Source organism: Sphaerisporangium sp. NPDC004334 (assembly GCF_053602655.1).
In genome coordinates this window covers 99908-117648 of sequence record NZ_JBSGDZ010000016.1, presented here as the reverse complement: position 1 = coordinate 117648, position 17741 = coordinate 99908, and the positions used below count along the sequence as shown (strand labels likewise).

Annotated in this window: 18 protein-coding genes; 10 read left to right on the top strand and 8 right to left on the bottom strand. The window is 72.5% G+C overall.

Annotated features, from left to right (window positions below):
• Nucleotides 1-23: 23 nt before the first annotated feature.
• On the bottom strand, nucleotides 24-1151 hold the full coding sequence (locus ACWEN6_RS22110) for an AI-2E family transporter (RefSeq protein ID WP_452572353.1): 1128 nt from the start codon (nucleotides 1149-1151) through the stop codon (nucleotides 24-26).
• 363 nt (nucleotides 1152-1514) lie between these two features.
• Between ACWEN6_RS22110 and ACWEN6_RS22105 the strand changes: the two genes are divergently transcribed.
• The 4 genes from ACWEN6_RS22105 to ACWEN6_RS22090 all read left to right on the top strand — a co-directional run bounded on the left by ACWEN6_RS22105 (nucleotide 1515) and on the right by ACWEN6_RS22090 (nucleotide 4978).
• Nucleotides 1515-2720, top strand: coding sequence for an SGNH/GDSL hydrolase family protein (locus tag ACWEN6_RS22105; protein WP_452572351.1), 1206 nt, complete (start codon nucleotides 1515-1517; stop codon nucleotides 2718-2720).
• 234 nt (nucleotides 2721-2954) lie between these two features.
• A complete protein-coding gene (locus ACWEN6_RS22100; protein WP_380827342.1) occupies nucleotides 2955-3293 on the top strand; it encodes a YciI family protein in 339 nt (112 codons plus the stop codon).
• A gap of 2 nt (nucleotides 3294-3295) precedes the next feature.
• Nucleotides 3296-4456 carry an RNA polymerase sigma factor gene (locus tag ACWEN6_RS22095; RefSeq protein WP_452572349.1) on the top strand — a complete coding sequence of 387 codons (1161 nt, stop codon included), beginning with the start codon at nucleotides 3296-3298 and terminating at the stop codon, nucleotides 4454-4456.
• A gap of 78 nt (nucleotides 4457-4534) precedes the next feature.
• Nucleotides 4535-4978, top strand: coding sequence for an ester cyclase (locus ACWEN6_RS22090; RefSeq protein WP_452572347.1), 444 nt, complete (start codon nucleotides 4535-4537; stop codon nucleotides 4976-4978).
• Between the two features lie 235 nt (nucleotides 4979-5213).
• Here the strand turns inward: ACWEN6_RS22090 and ACWEN6_RS22085 are convergent, their stop codons facing one another.
• A complete protein-coding gene (locus ACWEN6_RS22085) occupies nucleotides 5214-5783 on the bottom strand; it encodes a TetR/AcrR family transcriptional regulator (protein ID WP_452572345.1) in 570 nt (189 codons plus the stop codon).
• A 98-nt stretch (nucleotides 5784-5881) separates the two neighbouring features.
• Here ACWEN6_RS22085 and ACWEN6_RS22080 point away from each other — a divergent pair, with 98 nt between their 5' ends.
• Complete coding sequence (locus ACWEN6_RS22080; RefSeq protein WP_452572343.1) at nucleotides 5882-6805, top strand: NmrA/HSCARG family protein; 924 nt, start codon at nucleotides 5882-5884, stop codon at nucleotides 6803-6805.
• Nucleotides 6806-6833: 28 nt separating this feature from the next.
• On the opposite strand, the gene ACWEN6_RS22075 is transcribed toward ACWEN6_RS22080, so the two are convergent.
• Nucleotides 6834-7262, bottom strand: a complete 429-nt coding sequence (locus ACWEN6_RS22075; protein ID WP_452572341.1) for a CBS domain-containing protein — start codon at nucleotides 7260-7262, stop codon at nucleotides 6834-6836.
• A gap of 159 nt (nucleotides 7263-7421) precedes the next feature.
• Here ACWEN6_RS22075 and ACWEN6_RS22070 point away from each other — a divergent pair, with 159 nt between their 5' ends.
• Entirely contained in the window at nucleotides 7422-8819 is a 1398-nt protein-coding gene (locus ACWEN6_RS22070) for an aminopeptidase P family protein (protein ID WP_452572339.1), read from the top strand.
• A 135-nt stretch (nucleotides 8820-8954) separates the two neighbouring features.
• The gene (locus tag ACWEN6_RS22065; RefSeq protein WP_452572337.1) at nucleotides 8955-9602 is read left to right on the top strand and encodes a 4'-phosphopantetheinyl transferase family protein; all 648 of its coding nucleotides are present in this window, start codon (nucleotides 8955-8957) and stop codon (nucleotides 9600-9602) included.
• On the opposite strand, the gene ACWEN6_RS22060 is transcribed toward ACWEN6_RS22065, so the two are convergent.
• On the bottom strand, nucleotides 9522-10574 hold the full coding sequence (locus tag ACWEN6_RS22060; RefSeq protein WP_452572335.1) for a cation diffusion facilitator family transporter: 1053 nt from the start codon (nucleotides 10572-10574) through the stop codon (nucleotides 9522-9524). The genes ACWEN6_RS22065 and ACWEN6_RS22060 overlap by 81 nt on opposite strands.
• Nucleotides 10575-10708: 134 nt before the next feature.
• Between ACWEN6_RS22060 and ACWEN6_RS22055 the strand changes: the two genes are divergently transcribed.
• The 3 genes from ACWEN6_RS22055 (at nucleotide 10709) to ACWEN6_RS22045 (ending at nucleotide 13979) form a co-directional block, all read left to right on the top strand.
• Complete coding sequence (locus ACWEN6_RS22055; protein WP_354846150.1) at nucleotides 10709-11203, top strand: MarR family winged helix-turn-helix transcriptional regulator; 495 nt, start codon at nucleotides 10709-10711, stop codon at nucleotides 11201-11203.
• A 299-nt stretch (nucleotides 11204-11502) separates the two neighbouring features.
• Nucleotides 11503-12348 carry an LppX_LprAFG lipoprotein gene (locus ACWEN6_RS22050; protein WP_452572333.1) on the top strand — a complete coding sequence of 282 codons (846 nt, stop codon included), beginning with the start codon at nucleotides 11503-11505 and terminating at the stop codon, nucleotides 12346-12348.
• Nucleotides 12349-12392: 44 nt separating this feature from the next.
• A complete protein-coding gene (locus ACWEN6_RS22045) occupies nucleotides 12393-13979 on the top strand; it encodes an MFS transporter (protein WP_452572331.1) in 1587 nt (528 codons plus the stop codon).
• Between the two features lie 27 nt (nucleotides 13980-14006).
• On the opposite strand, the gene der is transcribed toward ACWEN6_RS22045, so the two are convergent.
• The 4 genes from der to aroH all read right to left on the bottom strand — a co-directional run bounded on the left by der (nucleotide 14007) and on the right by aroH (nucleotide 17723).
• Nucleotides 14007-15458 (bottom strand): ribosome biogenesis GTPase Der, encoded by a 1452-nt coding sequence (der, locus tag ACWEN6_RS22040; protein WP_452572329.1) that lies wholly within the window; start codon nucleotides 15456-15458, stop codon nucleotides 14007-14009.
• Nucleotides 15459-15520: 62 nt separating this feature from the next.
• The gene (gene cmk, locus ACWEN6_RS22035) at nucleotides 15521-16156 is read right to left on the bottom strand and encodes a (d)CMP kinase (RefSeq protein WP_354846503.1); all 636 of its coding nucleotides are present in this window, start codon (nucleotides 16154-16156) and stop codon (nucleotides 15521-15523) included.
• Nucleotides 16157-16272: 116 nt separating this feature from the next.
• Nucleotides 16273-17367, bottom strand: coding sequence for a prephenate dehydrogenase (locus ACWEN6_RS22030; protein ID WP_452572327.1), 1095 nt, complete (start codon nucleotides 17365-17367; stop codon nucleotides 16273-16275).
• Nucleotides 17364-17723, bottom strand: coding sequence for a chorismate mutase (gene aroH / locus ACWEN6_RS22025; protein ID WP_354846136.1), 360 nt, complete (start codon nucleotides 17721-17723; stop codon nucleotides 17364-17366). Before aroH ends, ACWEN6_RS22030 begins: the two co-directional genes overlap by 4 nt.
• Nucleotides 17724-17741 lie beyond the last annotated feature (18 nt).

Genomic DNA, 17741 nt, shown 5'->3' with positions numbered 1-17741 from the left:
CGACACCCCTGAAGGCGAGTGGATCAGGTGGACGTCCGCTCAGGGGCGGCCGCGCCGGTTTCCGGCAGGTCGGGCTCCGGTTCCTGGGGCGGGTCGGTGAGCTGTTCGCGGAGGTAGTTCCACACCACGGCGATCAGGGCGGCGACCGGTACGGCGAGCAGGCTGCCCACGATGCCCGCCAGGCTGCCGCCCAGCGTCACCGCCAGCAGGACCACCGCCGCGTGCAGGCCGAGACCACGGCTCTGCACCATTGGCTGGAACACGTTCCCCTCGAGCTGCTGCACGACGACGATGATGGCGAGCACGATCAGCGCGTCCGTCCAACCGTTGGACACCAGCGCGATGAGGACCGCCACGAAACCGGCGAACAGGGCGCCGACGATGGGGATGAACGCCGAGACGAAGGTCAGGACGGCCAAGGGAAGAACCAGCGGCACGCCCACGATCCACAGGCCGAGACCGATGAAGACGGCGTCGAGCAGGCCCACGAAGGCCTGGGAGCGTACGAACGAGCCGAGGGTGTCCCAACTGCGGGCGGCCACGATCGGCACGTCCGTGGCGAGGCGGCCGGGTAGCTGGCGGGCCAGCCAGGGCAGGAACCGCGGGCCGTCCTTGAGGAAGAAGAACATGAGGAAGAGTGCCAGCACCGTGGTCACCAGGCCGTTGACCACGGTGCCCAGGCCGGTGAGGGTGGCGGTGACGATGCTGCCGACGCTGGACTGGACGCGCTTGACCGCGCTGTCGAACGCGGTGCTGACCTGGTCCGCGCCGATGTTCAGCGGCGGCCCGGCGGCCCAGTCGCGCAGCTTCTGGATGCCGTCGCCCACGCCGGTGGCCAGCTCGCCGGACTGGGAGGCCACCGGGACGGCGATCAGCACCACGGTCCCGGCGGCGACCAGCAGGAAGAGCACGGTCACGGCCGATGCGGCCAGGGCGGGTGGCCAGCCGTGCCGGCGCAGGAAACGGGTCAGGGGCCAGGTCAGTGTGGTGAGCAGCAGGGCGATCACGAGCGGCCATAGGACAGACCACATCCGGCCGAGAATCCACAGAGCCACCGCCGTCATCAGCACGACGAGCAGCATCTCCAAAGAGATGCGCGCCGAAGTGCGCAGTGCGGTGCGGGTCTTGGTGGCATTGAGCGTGGCAGGCACAAGAACACCCTAGACATTGCCCATGCCTTACGCGGACAGGGCGACCCTCGAGCGGATGGTCTTGACCGTTGGGGTGGGGGGACGGACACTCTGGCCGGCGCGGGACCGGAGTGTTCTCCGGGGTCGCCGCCGGGCCTGTCTCCGATCCAAGGCGAAGGGTGGGCGTTGAGCCCCACGTCATCCGTGCCCCCACCGGATGTTCGCGTCGCCGTGATCCGTCATGCCGCCGGGCCGCGGTCTCCGCCGGCGGCGCTCGCCGTACTCGCCCCCATGAAGCTTTCAACGCGAGCTTTGAACGCTGGCCCCTCATCGCCCGGCGGAGCGTGTCCCACGGCGCTCTCGCCGGCAGGAGTAGGAGAGACCGTGCGACACACACAGGTGAAGGCGGCGCTGGCCGCGCTGGCGGTGGCGGCCACGCTGCTGCCGACGGCCGCCAACGCGGCGAGCCCTTCCGAGACGACGTCCGCAGGCAGTCCGGCGACGGCCGTTCCGGCGACGTCCGCGGGCAGTCCGGCGGCCGTTCCGGCGACGTCCGCGGGCAGGCATGCGGCGGCCGTGCTGGCCAGGGCGCACACCGCCGGCCGGGTACAGGTCGCCGGCGACGCCGTGCGGTACAGCTGGCCGGGCGTCTACTTCGAGGGCCGCTTCGTCGGCACCGGAGTCGGGATCGCCCTGAACGACGCCGTGAACGACTACGACGTCCAGATCGACGGCGCCACCGTCGCCACGCTGGTGACCCCCGGCCGCACCACGTACTGGGTCAAGAATCTGCGCTACGGCGTGCATGACGTGCGGCTCGTCAAGCGCACCGAGAGCCAGTCGGGCATCGGCGAGTTCGGCGGTTTCGTCGCCGCCCCCGGCGGCGTCGTCCTGCCCAGGCCCCCGGATCGCCGGCGGCAGATCGAGTTCATCGGCGACTCCTACACCGCCGGCTACGGCAACCTCTCCCCCACCCGCGAATGCCCCGCTCCTGGGCAGCTCGACAGGAACACCAACGCCGACCTGAGCTTCGGCGCCCTCACCGCGCACGGTCTCGACGCCGACTACCAGCTCAACGCCTTCTCCGGGCGCGGGATGGTGCGCAACTACAACGGCATCGAGCCGGGCACCGACTACCGCACCTACTACGACCGTGCCTTGATCGGCGTGCCCGGCGACGTCTGGAGGAATCCGGGCACCTGGCACCCGCAGCTCATCGTGGTCGGGCTCGGCATCAACGACTTCTCCACCGCCATCAACCCCGGCGAGCCGTGGACGCCGGAATCCCTGGTCGCCGCCTACAAGACCGCCTACCAGGGCTTCATCGACAAGCTGCGCGCCCGCTACGGCAAGCGCGCGGTCATCGTGGTCAGCGCCACCTACGTGTACAACACGACGGCGCTCGCCGACGCGGCGCGACAGGTCGTGCAGGACCGCAACGGGCAGGGCGACGACCGGGTTGTCTACTGGTACTACGACAACGCCGACCTGGACTACGGCGGCTGCGACTGGCACCCGTCGGCCCACGATCACCAGATCATCTCGCAGCGGCTGAACGACTTCATCGCCGCCCTTCACCTGCGCTGGTAGGGGGCGCGGAGCGCAGAGCACGACACGCGCCGGGCGGCCGGGCCGTCCGGCGCGTGCCCGTGCGCCGCGTCTTGTCGCGTCTTGTCGCGTCGTCAGGACGAGACCTCACGGACGGAACGAACCGAGCAGGAGGCGAGAACGGGGTGATCGCCGGGCGAGAATGGGCCTGTGGTGTCCCCCGCGCCGTCGCCCGTTCGTCGTGCAAGGGGAGAGCCCCTGACTTCGGAGGTCGCGATGCGGTACGCGCTGATGATCTACACCCCGCCCGGCTACGTGGAGTCGCTGTCGGAGGCGGAAATGGACGCGGTGTACGCGGACTACTTGGCGCTGGCCGATGACGACCGGTGCATCGAGCACGCGCAGTTGCAACCGGCCGAGACGGCGACCAGTGTGCGGGTGGCCGACGGCCGGACGCTGATGACCGACGGCCCGTTCGCCGACACCAAGGAGGTGCTCGGCGGCTTCTGCCTGGTCGAGGCGGCCGATCTGGACGAGGTGCTGGAGATGGCGGCCCGCGTCCCGGCCGCCCGGATGGGCGGCGCGGTGGAGATCAGGCCGGTGGTGCGGCGCTGACCGTGCTGGAGCAGGTCTTCCGGGACGAGTGGGGGCGGGTGCTGGCCTCGCTGGTCGGGTTCCTCGGCGACTTCGACAGGGCCGAGGAGGCCGCGCAGGAGGCGTTCGCGATCGCGGCGGAGCGCTGGCCCGCGTCCGGCGTGCCGGACAACCCGGGCGCGTGGCTGACGACGACGGCCCGCAACCGGGCGATCGACCGGATCCGCCGGGAGCACACCCTGGCTGAGAAGATCCACCTGCTGCCGGCGGCCGAGGCCGTCATGATGGACGAGGTCGACGACACCGTGATCAAGGACGAGCGACTGGAGCTCATCTTCACCTGCTGTCACCCGGCGCTGCCGCTGGAGGGGCAGGTGGCGCTCACGCTGCGGGCCCTGGGCGGCCTTTCGACCGCCGAGATCGCCCGCGCGTTCCTGGTCTCCGAAGAGACCATGAAGCGGCGCCTGTCGCGCGCCAAGACCAAGATCAAGGCGACCGGGATCCCGTTCGCCGTTCCCGGCGCGCACCTGCTGCCCGACCGCCTCGACGCCGTGCTGGCCGTGGTCTACCTGATCTACAACGAGGGCTACAGCGGCCGGGTCGACCTCGGCGGCGAGGCCATCCGCCTCGGACGCGTGCTCACCGCGCTCATGCCGGACGAGCCAGAGGCGCACGGGCTGCTCGCGCTGATGCTGATCCACCATGCCCGGCGCCGGGCCCGGTTCTCCGGCGAGGACCTCGTGCTGCTCGACGATCAGGACCGGTCGCTGTGGGACGCGCGCCAGATCGCGGCGGGACGGGTGGTGCTCGGCCGCGCGCTCGCGCTGGGCGGGCGAGGCGCCTACGTCGTGCAGGCCGTGATCGCCTCGCTGCAGGCGCGGGAACGGATCGACTGGCGGCGGGTCGCCCGGATGTACCGGCGGCTGGCCGACCTCACCGGCTCCCCGGTGGTCGAGCTCAACCGCGCCGCGGCGCTCGCCCAGGCGGGCGACCCCGCCGCGGCGCTGGCCGCCGTCGACCGCCTGGACCTGGACGGTTACCTCTACTTCCACTCGACCCGCGGCGAGCTGCTGCGGCGTCTCGGCCGTGAGGACGAGGCCCGGGCGGCGTACCGCCGAGCGCTCGACCTGGCCACCTCGACCCCCGAGCGGCGGTTCCTCACCGGGCGGCTCGAACAACTCTGACCCGGCCTGTCCCCCGGGTGGGTGGTCGTTCGTCGCCCGAGTATGAGCGACGTTCGTCCGAACCAGAGGAGAAACGACATGTCAGCGACCCGGCCGACCCATGACCTGGGGGTCTTCGCCCGCCTTCATGAGGCCGTCAACAGCGGCGACGCGGAACTCGTCTTCAAGACGATCGACGAGGTCGTCGACCCCGATGTGGTGGTCCGCACCCCGCTGCCGATCGACGCGACGGGGGCGCAGGCACTGAAGGAGGTGTTCGGCAGGCTCCTGCGGGCCTTTCCCGACCTGCACATCGCGGTCGAGGACGTGATCGCCGAAGGAGACAAGATCGTCTACCGGAACACCGTCACCGGCACCCACCAGGGCGAGTACATGGGCCTGGCTCCCACCGGCCGGTCCATCTCCTACAACGAGATCTTCGTCTTCCGCTTCGCGGACGGCCGGATCGCCGAGACCTGGGGCGTCGTCGACGTCCTGTCCCAGATGCGGCAACTCGGGATCATCTCCGGCGCCTTCTCGTAACCAGGACTCGCGCCCGCGCGGCGAAGGACGCGGGGGCACCGCCGTACCCGGGCGCCGCGCACCGCACCACGTCCCACCCACCGCCACGGCGCCCGGGCACGACCACGCACAGAGCGGAGGCCCGGGCGGTGAGCGGGGGCGGCCGCCCGGCGCCCGGCGGATCCGTGCCTGCGCCTCCTCACCGAGGCGGCCGGGCGTCACCGAAGACGGGCCGAGATCGGCCTGTGGGGTCTTCTCAGTTCGGACGGGGGCTGACCCCCGCCATGGCCAGGCCGAGCAGGCGGTGTGCCTCGGCGGCGGGGTCGGTGTGATGTTCGGTGGCCAGGGCGATGCCGGTGATCAGGGTGAGCAGGTCGGTGATGGTCACGCCCGGGGCCAGCGCGCCGTCGTTCGCGGCGCGGCGTACCAGTGGGTCACCCGCCTCGGTGAGCTGCGCCGAGGCGCAGTGCTCGTGCGCCACGTCCGGACCGGCCGCCTGGTCGCGGGTCAGCGCGATGGCCAGCCCCCGGATGGTGGCGGCGTCCGCGGTGACGGCGTTCAGCCATTCCAGCAGCGCATCCCGGGTGCCGGCCCCGGTGGTGAGGTCCCGGGCGCGGGCGCAGAGCATACCGACCCGTTCGCGGAAGACCGCCTCCAGCAGCGCGTGGCGGTTGGGGAAGTGCCGGCGCAGGGTGGCGGACCCGACTCCCGCCGTACGGGCGATCTGTTCCAGGGACGCGTCGGGGCCGTGCGCGGCGATCGCCTCCTCGGCCACGGCGAGCAGGCGCGCGTAGTTGCGCCGGGCATCCGCACGCAGGGCGGGCATGGTCTCTCCTCACGGTTGCTAAGTGGCGGGGCCCGCCGTATTCTACCGAAAGTCTTAAACGGCGGGGTCCGCCGTTTATCCATCATGACAGGAGATCCATGTCCATCGAATCCGCACCCGTCCTGGTCACCGGCGCCACCGGACAGCAAGGCGGCGCGACGGCCCGCGCCCTGCTCGCCTCCGGCGTCCCCGTCCGGGCGCTGGTCCGCGACCCCGCCTCCGGCCGGGCCAGGGCGATCGAATCGCTGGGCGCCGAGTTGGTCACCGGCGACCTCTTCGACCGCGAGTCGGTGACCAGGGCGGCGAAAGGCGCCCGAGCCGTCTTCTCGGTGCAGACGCCCGTGACCGAGCAAGGCCTGGACTTCGACGGCGAGCTGACTCAGGCCGACAACCTGGTCGAAGGCGCCCTGGCCGCAGGTGTGCGGCAGTTCGTGCACACCTCCGTCTCCGGTGCCGGACAGCGCGACAGCGTTCCCGGATGGGCCGAAGGCCGCTGGGCATCCATGGAGCCGGTCATGGCCGCCAAGGCCGGCGCTCAGGACCTGGTGCGCGCGGCGGGCTTCCCGTACTGGTCGATCATCAAGCCGGGCTTCTTCATGGAGAACTTCCTTCCCTCCACGGCGTACCTGTTGCCCCGCGGTGTCGAGGGAGGACTGGTGACCGTGCTGAAGCCCGGCACCCGGCTCTCCCTCGTCGCGGTGCGCGACATCGGCGCGGCGGCCGCCGCGGCGCTCACCGCGCCGGAGCGGTTCCACCAGGTCGAGCTGGAACTGGCGGGCGACTACCTGACGATGACGCAGATCGCCGAGGTCCTCTCCCGCGCGCTCGGCACCGAGATCGCCGCGCCCGACATGACCACGCAGGAGGCGATCGCCGCCGGTATGCCGCCGGCAGGCGTCAGGTCGCACGAATTCATCGACGTGGCCGGCCAGCCGGCCCGCCCGGAATTCGCGCGGGCCTATGGCATCCCGCTCACGACCTTCGAGGACTGGGCACACGAGCACCTTCGGCCCGCCGCCTGACGCCTGACGCCTGCCAGGACTGTCAGGCTCAGCCGTGGAGGTAGTCGACCAGGTGGGCCTTTTCGGTCTCCAGCTCCTCGATGGCGCTCTTGACGACGTCGCCGATGCTCACGATGCCGGCCAGGCGGCCCTGGCTGACCACGGGGAGGTGGCGGATGCGGTGGTCGGTCATGATCTTGCGCAGGTCTTCGACGTCGGCGTCCGGCTCACAGGTGCGCACGGGAGTCGTCATGATCGACGACACCGGCTCCTCCAGCACGCCGGGGCCGCGCTGGTGGAGCCCGCGCACCACGTCGCGCTCGGAGACGATGCCGACGATCGTCTCGCCGTCCTCCGACACCACGACGGCGCCGATGTTGTGGCTGGCCAGGGCTGCGAGCAGCTGGGTGACCGTCGCCTGCGGCCGCACGGTCGCCACCGTGCTTCCTTTGCTTCGCAGGATCGCGCTGATGAGCATCGACACCACCTCGTCACGGTAAGGAGAGGCCAGGGAGAGTATCAGTGACTTCCCCACCTCGTGCCAACGTTAAGCGCGAGTGTGGGCAAAGCCGGCCCGGCGGTCCGGGGGCGGCATGAGTACCATGCCACCCACCACTTCTCTCCAGGGGACCGCGAGATGAGCGATCGACTGAACATCGGCAGCCACGACCTGCCCATATCCGACGCACTGGCCGCCTTCATGACCGGCGGCTGGGCCGACACGAGCCGCCCGGACCTGGCGGCGCTGCCGCCGGCGTCCTACACCGCCAAGCGCCGGGCCGCCCTGGTCCAGCGGTTCCCCGGCGAGCGGCTGGTCATCCCGTCCGGGACGCTGAAGGTCCGCAGCAACGATTCCGACCACCGCTTCCGCCCCCACAGCGCCTTCGCGTACCTGACCGGCGGGCAGGAGCCCGGCGACGTGCTGGTCATCGCGCCCTCGGGGGCGGCGACGCTGTTCACCCGCCCCCGGTCGCTCCGCTCGGCGGAGGGCGCGGCAGGGCAGGAGTTCTACCGCGACCGCAAGTACGGCGAGTTCTGGGTCGGCGCCCGGCCCACCCTGGCCGAGGCCGAGGCGCTGTACCAGATCGAGTGCGCGCCGATCGACCGCCTGCCCGAGGCCCTGACCGGCGCGGCCCGGGTGCTGCGCGAGGTGGACGCCTCCGTCGACGCGCGGGTGGCGCCGCATGAGGGGGACGAGGAGCTGACCGCGTTCCTGTCGGAGATGCGGCTGATCAAGGACGACTGGGAGGTCGCCCAGCTGCAGCACGCCGTCGACGCCACGGGCCGTGGTTTCCAGGACGTGGTGCGCGCGCTGCCGCAGGCCCTCGCCCACCCGCGCGGCGAACGGTACGTCGAAGGCGTCTTCGGGCTGCGGGCCCGGCTGGAGGGCAACGCGACCGGGTACGACAGCATCGTCGCCTCCGGCGCGCACGCCTGCGTCCTGCACTGGATCCGCAACGACGGCGCCCTGAACCGCGACGAGCTGCTGCTGCTCGACGCCGGCGTCGAGTCCGACGACCTCTACACCGCCGACGTCACCCGCACCCTGCCGCTGTCGGGCCGGTTCAGCCCCGTCCAGCGGCAGGTCTACGAGCTGGTGTACGAGGCCCAGAGCGCGGCCATCGCCGTCCTGCGGCCGGGGGCCCGCTTCCGTGACTTCCACGCCGCCGCGATGCGCGTCATCGCCGAAGGGCTGCGCGAGTGGGGCGTTCTGGACTCGGCCGACGGGGACCTGCACCGCCGCTACACGCTGTGCAGCAGCGGGCACATGCTCGGCCTGGACGTCCACGACTGCGCCAGGGCCCGCACGTCGGTCTACCTGGACGGCGTGCTGGAGGCCGGTCAGGTGCTCACCGTCGAACCCGGCCTCTACCTGCAGCCGGACGACCTCACCCTGCCGCCGGAGCTGCGCGGCATCGGCGTGCGCATCGAGGACGACCTGCTGATCACCGAGGACGGCGCCCGGCTGATGTCCTCGGCCCTCCCCCGCCACCCCGACGAGGTCGAGTCCTGGATGGGAGCCCTGCTCGGCTGACCCCGGACGCTCGACAGGCCCGCTCGGCGTCATCGACGACGGCTGGCAGGCCCGCTCGGCGTCATCCCGGACGGCCGAGCGGGCCGGGTCGGGTCCGCGCGCCCGGCGTGATCGGCGGGCCGTTAGGGTGGGCGGGTGCGCGATTCGATCGTGATGGCCGGGCGTGCTGACGCCGTGCTGGCCGCTGTGGGCGGCACGCTGACCGACACCGAGCGCGAGCGGGCGTCCCGCTTCGTCCGCGAACGTGACCGGGACGACTTCGTGGCCGCCCACCTGCTGGTCAGGCAGTGCGCCGCCACCCTCCTCGGACGGCCCGCCGAGGAGCTGACCCTGATCCAGTACTGCGACAAGCACGGCCCCGGTCACGGCCGCCCGTCCATCGCCGAGGTGCCCGAACTGGGCGTCAGCCTGTCGCACACGGCCGGGTACGTGTGCGCGGCGGCGGGGCCGGGCCGGGTCGGCGTGGACGCCGAGCACGTGCCGCGGGGCGACGTGGACCGCGGCCTGGTCGAGTTCACCCTGTCCCCCGCCGAGTTCGCCCTGATCGGTCACGACAAGCGGCGGGTGATCCGCCAGTGGGTGCGCAAGGAAGCCCTGGTCAAGCGGGGCGAGCTGACGATCGACGACTTTCCGCTGACCGACCTTTCCGACATGGACGGCGAGGTGGATCCGTCGGGCTCGTCCGGCTGGCGCGGGCGCCGGCTACTGGAGTGGACGGCCGGCGCCGTCATCGGCTGCGCCGTCACCGACCACCCGGCCGAGCTGCGCCGGATCGACGGCTGAGGGCACCGGCGGCCGCGCCGCGCGGCGCGGAGCGTCGGGCCCCGGCGTGGGGTCGAGGAAGACGTGCGTGACGCCCCGGAAACGATCCCTCAGCCGGTGCTCGATGTCGTCGGAGACCTGCTCCAGCCGGTCGCCGGTGCACTCGTCCACGAAATCGATCTTCGCGGCGACCAGCACGTCGTCCGGGCCGAGCATCATGGTCAGCAGTTCGACGACCTGGTTGACCTCGGCCCGTCCGGTGATCTCCTCAAGGATCGCGCGCTGGACGCGCGGCGGGGCCGCCTGGCCGATCAGCAGCGAGGCGTTCGCCTTGATCAGGTACAGCGCGACGCCGAGCAGCAGCAGGCCGATCACGATCGAGGCCAGGCCGTCCCACACCGCCGACCCGGTGAGCTGGAAGCCCAGCAGGCCGAGGGCGGCCACGCCGATGCCGACCAGCGCCGCGGAGTCCTCGAACACGACCGCCTTGACCGCCGTGTCGGTGGTGTGCGCCACGTACCGCTGCGGGCTCACGTTCAGCCGGTCGGCCTCCCCTCGCACCTGGTGGACGGCGCGGAAGAACGAGACGCCCTCCAGCACGAAGGCGATCACCAGCACGATGTAGGACACCTTGAGGTCGCCCAGGTCCTCGCCGTCCCTGATCGTCTGCACGCCGTGGGTGATCGAGAACCCGGCGCCGATCAGCAGCGTCGCGCCGGCCGCCATCAGCGCCCAGAAGAACCCGGCCTTTCCGTGCCCGAAGGGATGCCGGGAGTCGGCCGGGTGCCCGCTGCGCCGGACCGCGACCAGCAACAGCACCTCGGTCACCGTGTCGGCGGCCGAGTGCGCGGCCTCCGAAAGCATGGCCGCCGAGCCGCTGATCAGGCCGGCCACCATCTTGGCCACCGCGATCGCGAGGTTGATGCCCGCGGCCACCGCGACCGTGAGGAAACTCTCCTGGCCGGAATCCGGCTCCGTCGCCTTCTCGCTCATCTCGCCGCTCCTTCCCCCCGTCTGGGCCGGGATACATCGTTCCAGCCGGAAAATTTCCCAAATAACGGGCGATCCGGGGATCCGACCGAGGTCAACCGCCTCATGAACGCTCCCGGAGAGATAGATTCACAACCATGAGCACGGCGGAATCCGACGACCTGGACACCAATTGGCTGAGCGGCGGGGAGCAGCGAGCGTGGCGCGCCCACCTGGCGGCCCACAAGCTTCTCGAGCATCGGCTCGACCGCGAGCTTCAGGCGTCCGGACTGTCGCTGAACGACTACGAGATCCTGGTGAACCTGTCAGAGAGCCCGGGTCATCGCATGCGCATGAGCGACCTGGCCGAGGCCACCATCCAGTCTCGCAGCCGCCTGTCCCACCAGATCGCGCGCATGGAGGCCGCCTCCCTGGTAAGCAGGGAGAGCTGCCCGGACGACCGGCGGGGAACGTTCGCGGTGCTCACCGAGCAGGGGTGGGAGACGATGCAGCGGGTGGCGCCCATGCACGTCGCCAACGTCCGCTACCACTTCATCGACCGCCTCACGCCTGAGCTGGTGCAGGCGCTGGAGGTCGCCTACACCCCCGTGGTCAAGCACCTGCTGCGCCTGCGCGCCGAAGAACGCGCCTAGCCTCCTCAGGGGCCGTCCCCGACGCCACGAGTGCGCCGCTTTTCAAGGGGCCGTCCCCGACGCCATGGGTGCGCCGCTTCTTCAGGGGCGTCCCCGATGCCACGGGGGCCACTTCTTCAGGGGGCGTCCCCGATGCCACGGGCGCGTTGGAGTGCGGCGGGCCACCCATGTCGTCCCCGCCGCCCGCCCGCCTTGTCTCCGCCGTCCGGCCTGGCCGGGCGGGTCCGGGGCCGTCCGACCCCAAACCGATACCTGGGAAAGTCGTGGATGCGCCGCTCGCGGTGGCTAGCATCCCGGCTGTGTCGAATAGGTCGCTCGCTTCCCGGTCCCGCCTCGCCGCATCCCCCGGCGACGGTCCCTCCCGGCTCGCCCCCGCGCGCACGGGCCCCTCGCCGCGTACCGCCTCCCGCGACGGCGCGCCGCCGCCGCGGCGGGCGCCGGTGCTGGCGACGTGGCTGATCGCCTCGCTGTTGCTGGCCCTCGCCTGCACCTCCGCCTGCACGTCCTCGCCTGGCGGCGACGCGCTGCCGGCCGGACGCGACCTGCTCGACAAGGCCGCGGCGGCGATGCGCGAGGTCAAGACCGTCGCCTTCACGATCACGACCGAGGGCAAGCCCCCGGTGCCGGTCAAGAACGCCGACGGCGCCCTGACCCGTGAGGGCGACGCCAAGGGCACCCTGCAGATCGACGTCCTGGGCAACCTTCAGGAGCTCAACTTCGTCCTGACCGGCGACACCGTCTACTTCAAGGGCCCCACCGGCGGCTACCAGACGATGACCCGCAAGCAGTTGGCCGGCATCTACGACCCCTCGGCCATCCTCAACCCCGACACCGGGGTGGCCCGGCTGCTGTCCACCGCCACCGCCCCCAAGACCGAGGCCGCCGAGAAGGTCGGCGGCGTGGACGCCTACCGGGTGGCGGTGACGCTGTCGCAGCAGGTCATCATCACGCTGGTGCCGGGGGTGAACCAGGGGGTCACGGGGCAGGTGTGGGTGGCCAAGGACACCGGCCGCCTGCTGAAGGCGAGCCTGCCGCTCGGCAGCGGCGCCAACACCGGCACGGTCCTGGTCGCCCTCGACGACTACGACGCCCCGGTGACCATCGCCACCCCGAGCGCCAGATCCACCCCGAGCACGAGCCCATGACCCACCCCGAGCGCCAATCCATGCCCCACCCTGAGCGCGAGCCCATGAGCCACACCGAGCGCGAGCCCTTGGGTCATTCCGCCGAACCGGTCCCCGCTTCCTCTCCGGCGCCCCGCGCGGAGCCCGGCTCGACGGCCGCGCCCGCCGGCCCGGTCGCGGTCCGGCGGGTGGCCCTGGGCGTCGGTGGAACGGCCGTCCTGCTGGCCGCGCTGGACGCCTACGTCGTGGTGACCGTCCTGATCGACGTCGCCCGCGACCTTGGCGTGCCCGTCAACCACCTCGAACGGGCCACCCCGATCGTCACCGGCTTCCTGCTCGGCTACGTAGCCGCCATGCCGTTGCTCGGCCAGCTCTCCGACCGGTACGGGCGACGGCCGCTGATCCACGCCTGCCTGGCCGGGTTCGCGGCCGGCTCCGCGGTCACCGCGCTCGCCACGTCGGTCCCGCTGCTCACGGCCGGCCGCACGCTCCAGGGCATCGCGGGCGGCGCGCTGCTGCCGATCACGATGGCGCTCGTCGGCGACCTGTGGGACGAACACGCCCGCCCGGTCGCCCTGGGGGCCGTGGGCGCGGCGCAGGAGCTGGGCAGCGTCCTCGGCCCCCTGTACGGGGCGGGGGTGGCCGCGCTGGTGGGCTGGCGGGGCATCTTCTGGGTGAACATCCCGCTCGCCCTGATCGCGGCGGTGGCCGTCCACCGGGCCGTGCCGCCGCCCGCGCCGCGCGGCGGCCCCCGAACGCGCGTCGACGTGGTGGGGGGGCTGCTGCTGGCCCTCGCGCTGGGCCTGCTCGTGGCCGGGCTGTACAACCCCGAGCCCGACAAGGCGGTCCTGCCCTCCTGGGGCGTGCCGGCGATCGCGGCGGGCGTGGTCGCCGTCGCGGGGTTCGTCGCGTGGGAGCTGCGCGCGCCGGTGCGGCTGCTGGACATGGCCGGCGTGCGGCGCGCCCCGTTCTGGGCGTCGCTGGGGGTCAGCTTCCTCACCGGGGCGGCGCTGCTGGTCACCCTGGTGGACGTGCAGCTCGCAGCCCAGACCCTGTTGGGCGAGGACACCGTCGGGGGTGCGCTGGTGCTCTCGCGGTTCCTGGTCGCCCTCGCGCTCGCCGCGCTGGCGGGCGGGGTGCTGGCTCGCCGGTTCGGCGAGCGGGCGGTCGCCGTGGCAGGGCTGGTCGTGGCCGCCGCCGGGTACTTCCTGATCTCCCGCTGGCCGCTGGACCCCGCGGCCGCCTCCTACCCGTTCGGCCTGTCGCGCGTGGACGTCGACCTGGCCGTGGCGGGCCTGGGGCTGGGCGCGGTGATCGCGCCGGTGTCCTCGGCCGTGCTGCGGGCGACCCCCGCCGGACGCCACGGGGTCGCCTCGGCGGCGGTCGTGGTGACCCGCATGATGGGCATGCTGCTGGGCGTCGCCGCCCTGTCGGCCTGGGGGTTCCACCGCTTCCAGTCGCTGACGGCCCATCTGGACACGCCGCTGCCGTTCGGCGTGGAACGCGCGGAGTACGCCCGGCGGCTGGCCGAGTACAGCGCGAAGGTCGTCCAGGCGCTGCACACGGAGTACACCGAGATCTTCCTGCTGACCGCCGTCCTGTGCGCCGTGGGCGCCGTGACGGCCCTCGCCCTCCCCCGCCGCCGGCCGTGAGCCGGGCGGGCGGGGAGAGGCGAGCGGCTACTTCTTCTTGGCGGCGCCGCGCTTGTCGCGGATGCGCATGCTGACCTCCACCGGGGAGCCGGCGAAGCCGAACTCCTCGCGGATGCGGCGCTCGATGAAGCGGCGGTAGGTCTCCTCCAGGAAGCCCGAGGTGAACAGCACGAACTTGGGCGGCTCGGTCGACGCCTGCGTGGCGAACAGGATCTTGGGCTGCTTGCCGCCGCGCACCGGCGGCGGGGTGGCGGCGACCAGGTCCGACAGGAAGGTGTTGAGCCGAGCCGTCGGCACGCGCGTGCTCCAGGACTCAAGGGCCCGCTCGATCGCCGGGACCAGCCGGTCGACGTGCCGCCCGGTCTTGGCGGAGATGTTGACCCGCAGCGCCCACGGGACGCGGACGAGCTGGCGGTCGATCTCCTTCTCCAGGTAGTGGCGGCGGTCCTCGTCGACCAGGTCCCACTTGTTGAACGCGACGACCATGCAGCGGCCCGACTCGATGACCATGCTGATGATGCGCAGGTCCTGCTCGGTGAGCACCTCGGAGGCGTCGATGAGCACGACGGCGACCTCCGACCGCTCCAGGGCGGCCTTGGTGCGCATGCCCGCGTAGAAGTCGGCGCCCTGCAGCTCGCGCTCGCGGCGCCTGATGCCCGCGGTGTCGACGAAGCGCCAGGTCTTGCCGCCCAGCTCGACCAGCTCGTCGACCGGGTCGCGGGTGGTGCCCGCCATCGGGTCGACCAGCACCCGCTCCTCGCCGGCCAGCTTGTTCAGCAGCGAGGACTTGCCGACGTTCGGCTTGCCGACCAGCGCGACCCTGCGGGGCCCGCGCTCGGCGCCGAACCGCTGCGGCGGGGCCTCGGGCATGATCTGCAGCAGGACGTCCAGCAGGTCTCCGCTGGAACGGCCGTGCAGGGCCGACACCGGCTGCGGCTCCCCGAGGCCGAGCGACCACAGGGAGGTCGCCTCCAGCTCCATGCGCTGGTCGTCCACCTTGTTGGCGGCCAGCACGAGCGGCTTGCCCGAACGGCGCAGCACCGCGGCGACGGTCTCGTCGGCGTCGGTCACCCCGACCGTGGCGTCCACCACGAACAGGATCACATCGGCCAGCTCGACCGCGATCTGCGCCTGCTCGGCGATGCGCAGCGCCATGCCGGTGGCGTCGGGATCCCACCCGCCGGTGTCCACCAGGGTGAAGCGGCGGCCCCGCCAGGTGCCCTCGTAGGTCACCCGGTCGCGGGTCACGCCGGGCACGTCCTCCACGACCGCCTCGCGGCGGCCGATGATGCGGTTGACCAGCGTGGACTTGCCCACGTTCGGACGCCCCACGACGGCGACCACCGGCAGTGGGCCGGCGTCCGGCTCGGCCTCGGCGGGCGCGCCGTCCTGCTCCAATTCCGCGAGGTCGGCCTCGATCCAGCCGGCCTCGTCGTCGTACTCCCCCGTCACGTCACGTCCGTTTCCATCGGGGCCCATCCTTGCCTCGGCGGCGGGCGGGCGCGGCGCCCCGGAGGGCGTCCCGCTCGCGCGTCACCGGATCAGGTGCGCTCTTTCACAAGTCTGAGGACCTCGGAGACGACCTCTTCGAGGTTGAGCTCCGTGGTGTCCAGCTCGACCGCGTCCGCCGCCATCACCAGAGGGTCGGCCTTGCGGGTCGAGTCAAGGGTGTCACGCCGCGCCATCGCGGCCCGCTGGGCCTCCACGGTGGTGCCGGTCAGCTCGGCGGTGCGGCGCCGGGCGCGGGCCTCGGGGCTCGCGGTCAGGTAGATCTTGACGGGCGCGCCGGGGGCCACCACGGTGCCGATGTCGCGTCCCTCGACCACGATGTCGCCCTCGCCGATGATGGCGCGCTGCTCGGCGACCAGCCGGGCGCGCACCTCGGGCACCGCGCTGACCGCGGACACCGCCGCGGTGACCTCGCCGGTGCGGATCTCGGCGGAGACGTCGCGGCCGTCCGCCGTGACGCCCGGGGCGTCCGGGTCGGTGGCGATGACGAGCACCGGCTCGCCGGCCCGGCCGGCGACCGCGGCCGCGTCGGCCACCTCGACGCCGTGCTCGAGCATCCACCAGGTGATCGCGCGGTACATCGCCCCGGTGTCGAGATAGCGCAGCCCGAGCGCGCGCGCCACCCCGCGCGACGCACTCGACTTGCCCGACCCCGAAGGGCCGTCCATGGCGACGACCAGTGCGGTCACGGCATCTCCCTCTGCGTCCCGATTGAGTTGTCCGCAATGAGGGTACCGGGAATCCTCCACCACCCGGGCATCGTCGGCCCAAGCCCCTGACGGGACTAGGGCACGTGCCACCCGTGCGAGCGCAGGGCCTCGGCGAGCACCTCGGCGGACTCGGGCTGGACCGACAGTTCGGCGGCGCCCAGCGGCAGCCCGGGGGCGTGCTCCAGGCGGACGTCCTCGATGTTGACCCCGGCGTCCTGGGCCACCTGGAACAGGCGCGCCAGCTCGCCGGGCCGGTCGCCGACGAGCACCTGCACCACGGCGTACGCCCGCGCGGGCCCGCCGTGCTTGCCGGGGATGCGGCTCCGGCCGGCGTTTCCGCGCCGCAGCAGCTCGGTGACCCGCGCGATGGCCCCGTCGTCGTCCACCGAGACCGCGCGCAGGGCCGCCGCCGCGGCGGCCAGGTCGGTGGCGACGGCCTCCAGGACCTCCGCCACCGGGCGGGCGTTGCCCGACAGGATGACCGTCCACAGGTCGGGATCGCCGCCCGCGACCCGGGTGACGTCCCGCACTCCCGGCCCGGCCAGGCCGAGCGCGGTGTCGGAGGCGCCGACCAGCCGCGCGGCGACGGCGGAGGCGGCCACGTGCGGGGCGTGCGAGATCAGCGCGACGGCCTCGTCGTGCGCCACCGGGTCGACCTTGACGGCGTTGCCGCCGCACAGTTCGATGAGCGACAGCACGGCCGCGACGGCGCGCGGCGAGGTCTCGCGCCCGGGGCAGTACGCCCAGGGACGGCCGAGGAACACATCGGCCCGGGCCGCGCCGGGCCCGGACCGCTCGCGGCCGGCCAGCGGGTGCCCGGCCACGTAGGCGCTCATGTCACAGCCGAGCCGGCGCGCCTGCTCGATGGGCAGCGCCTTGACGCTGGCCACGTCGGTGTAAAAGCGGGCGGCTTCGGTCTTCTGCAGGTCGAGCAGCCAGTCGGCCACGAACTGGGGCGGCACGGCGATCACGGCCAGGTCGACGCGGTCGCCGCCCGGCTCCCACTCGTCCCCGGCGCCGAGCTCGCACGCCACGCGCACCGCACCGGGACTCTGGTCGGTGAGCTTGACGGTGACGCCGTGCTCGCGCAGGGCCAGGGCGACCGACGTGCCGATCAGCCCGGTGCCGACGACCAGGACGCTCTGGATGCCGCGCGGCCGCTCGTTCACTGGGCGATGTCCACTCTCAGCGCGGCGGCGCCGCGCAGGTAGACGTGCTGGATCTGCTGGCGGGGGCGGTCGGTGGCCACGTGGGCCATCAGCCGGACGACCCGGGGCAGCGCCCCGGGCACGTCGATCTCGCTGGCGCAGATCAGCGGCACGTCGTGGAAGCCGAGCTTGCGGGCGGCGAGCGCGGGGAACTCCGCGGTGAGGTCGGGAGTGGCCGTGAAGATCACGCTGATCACCTCGTCGGTGGTCAGCCTGTTGCGCTCCATGACCTCGCTGACCAGCTCGGTCACTCCCTCGAGGATCGCCTCCCGATCGTTGGAATCGATCTGGACGGCGCCTCGGATGGCCCGCACCATGGCTTTCCCCTCTCGCAG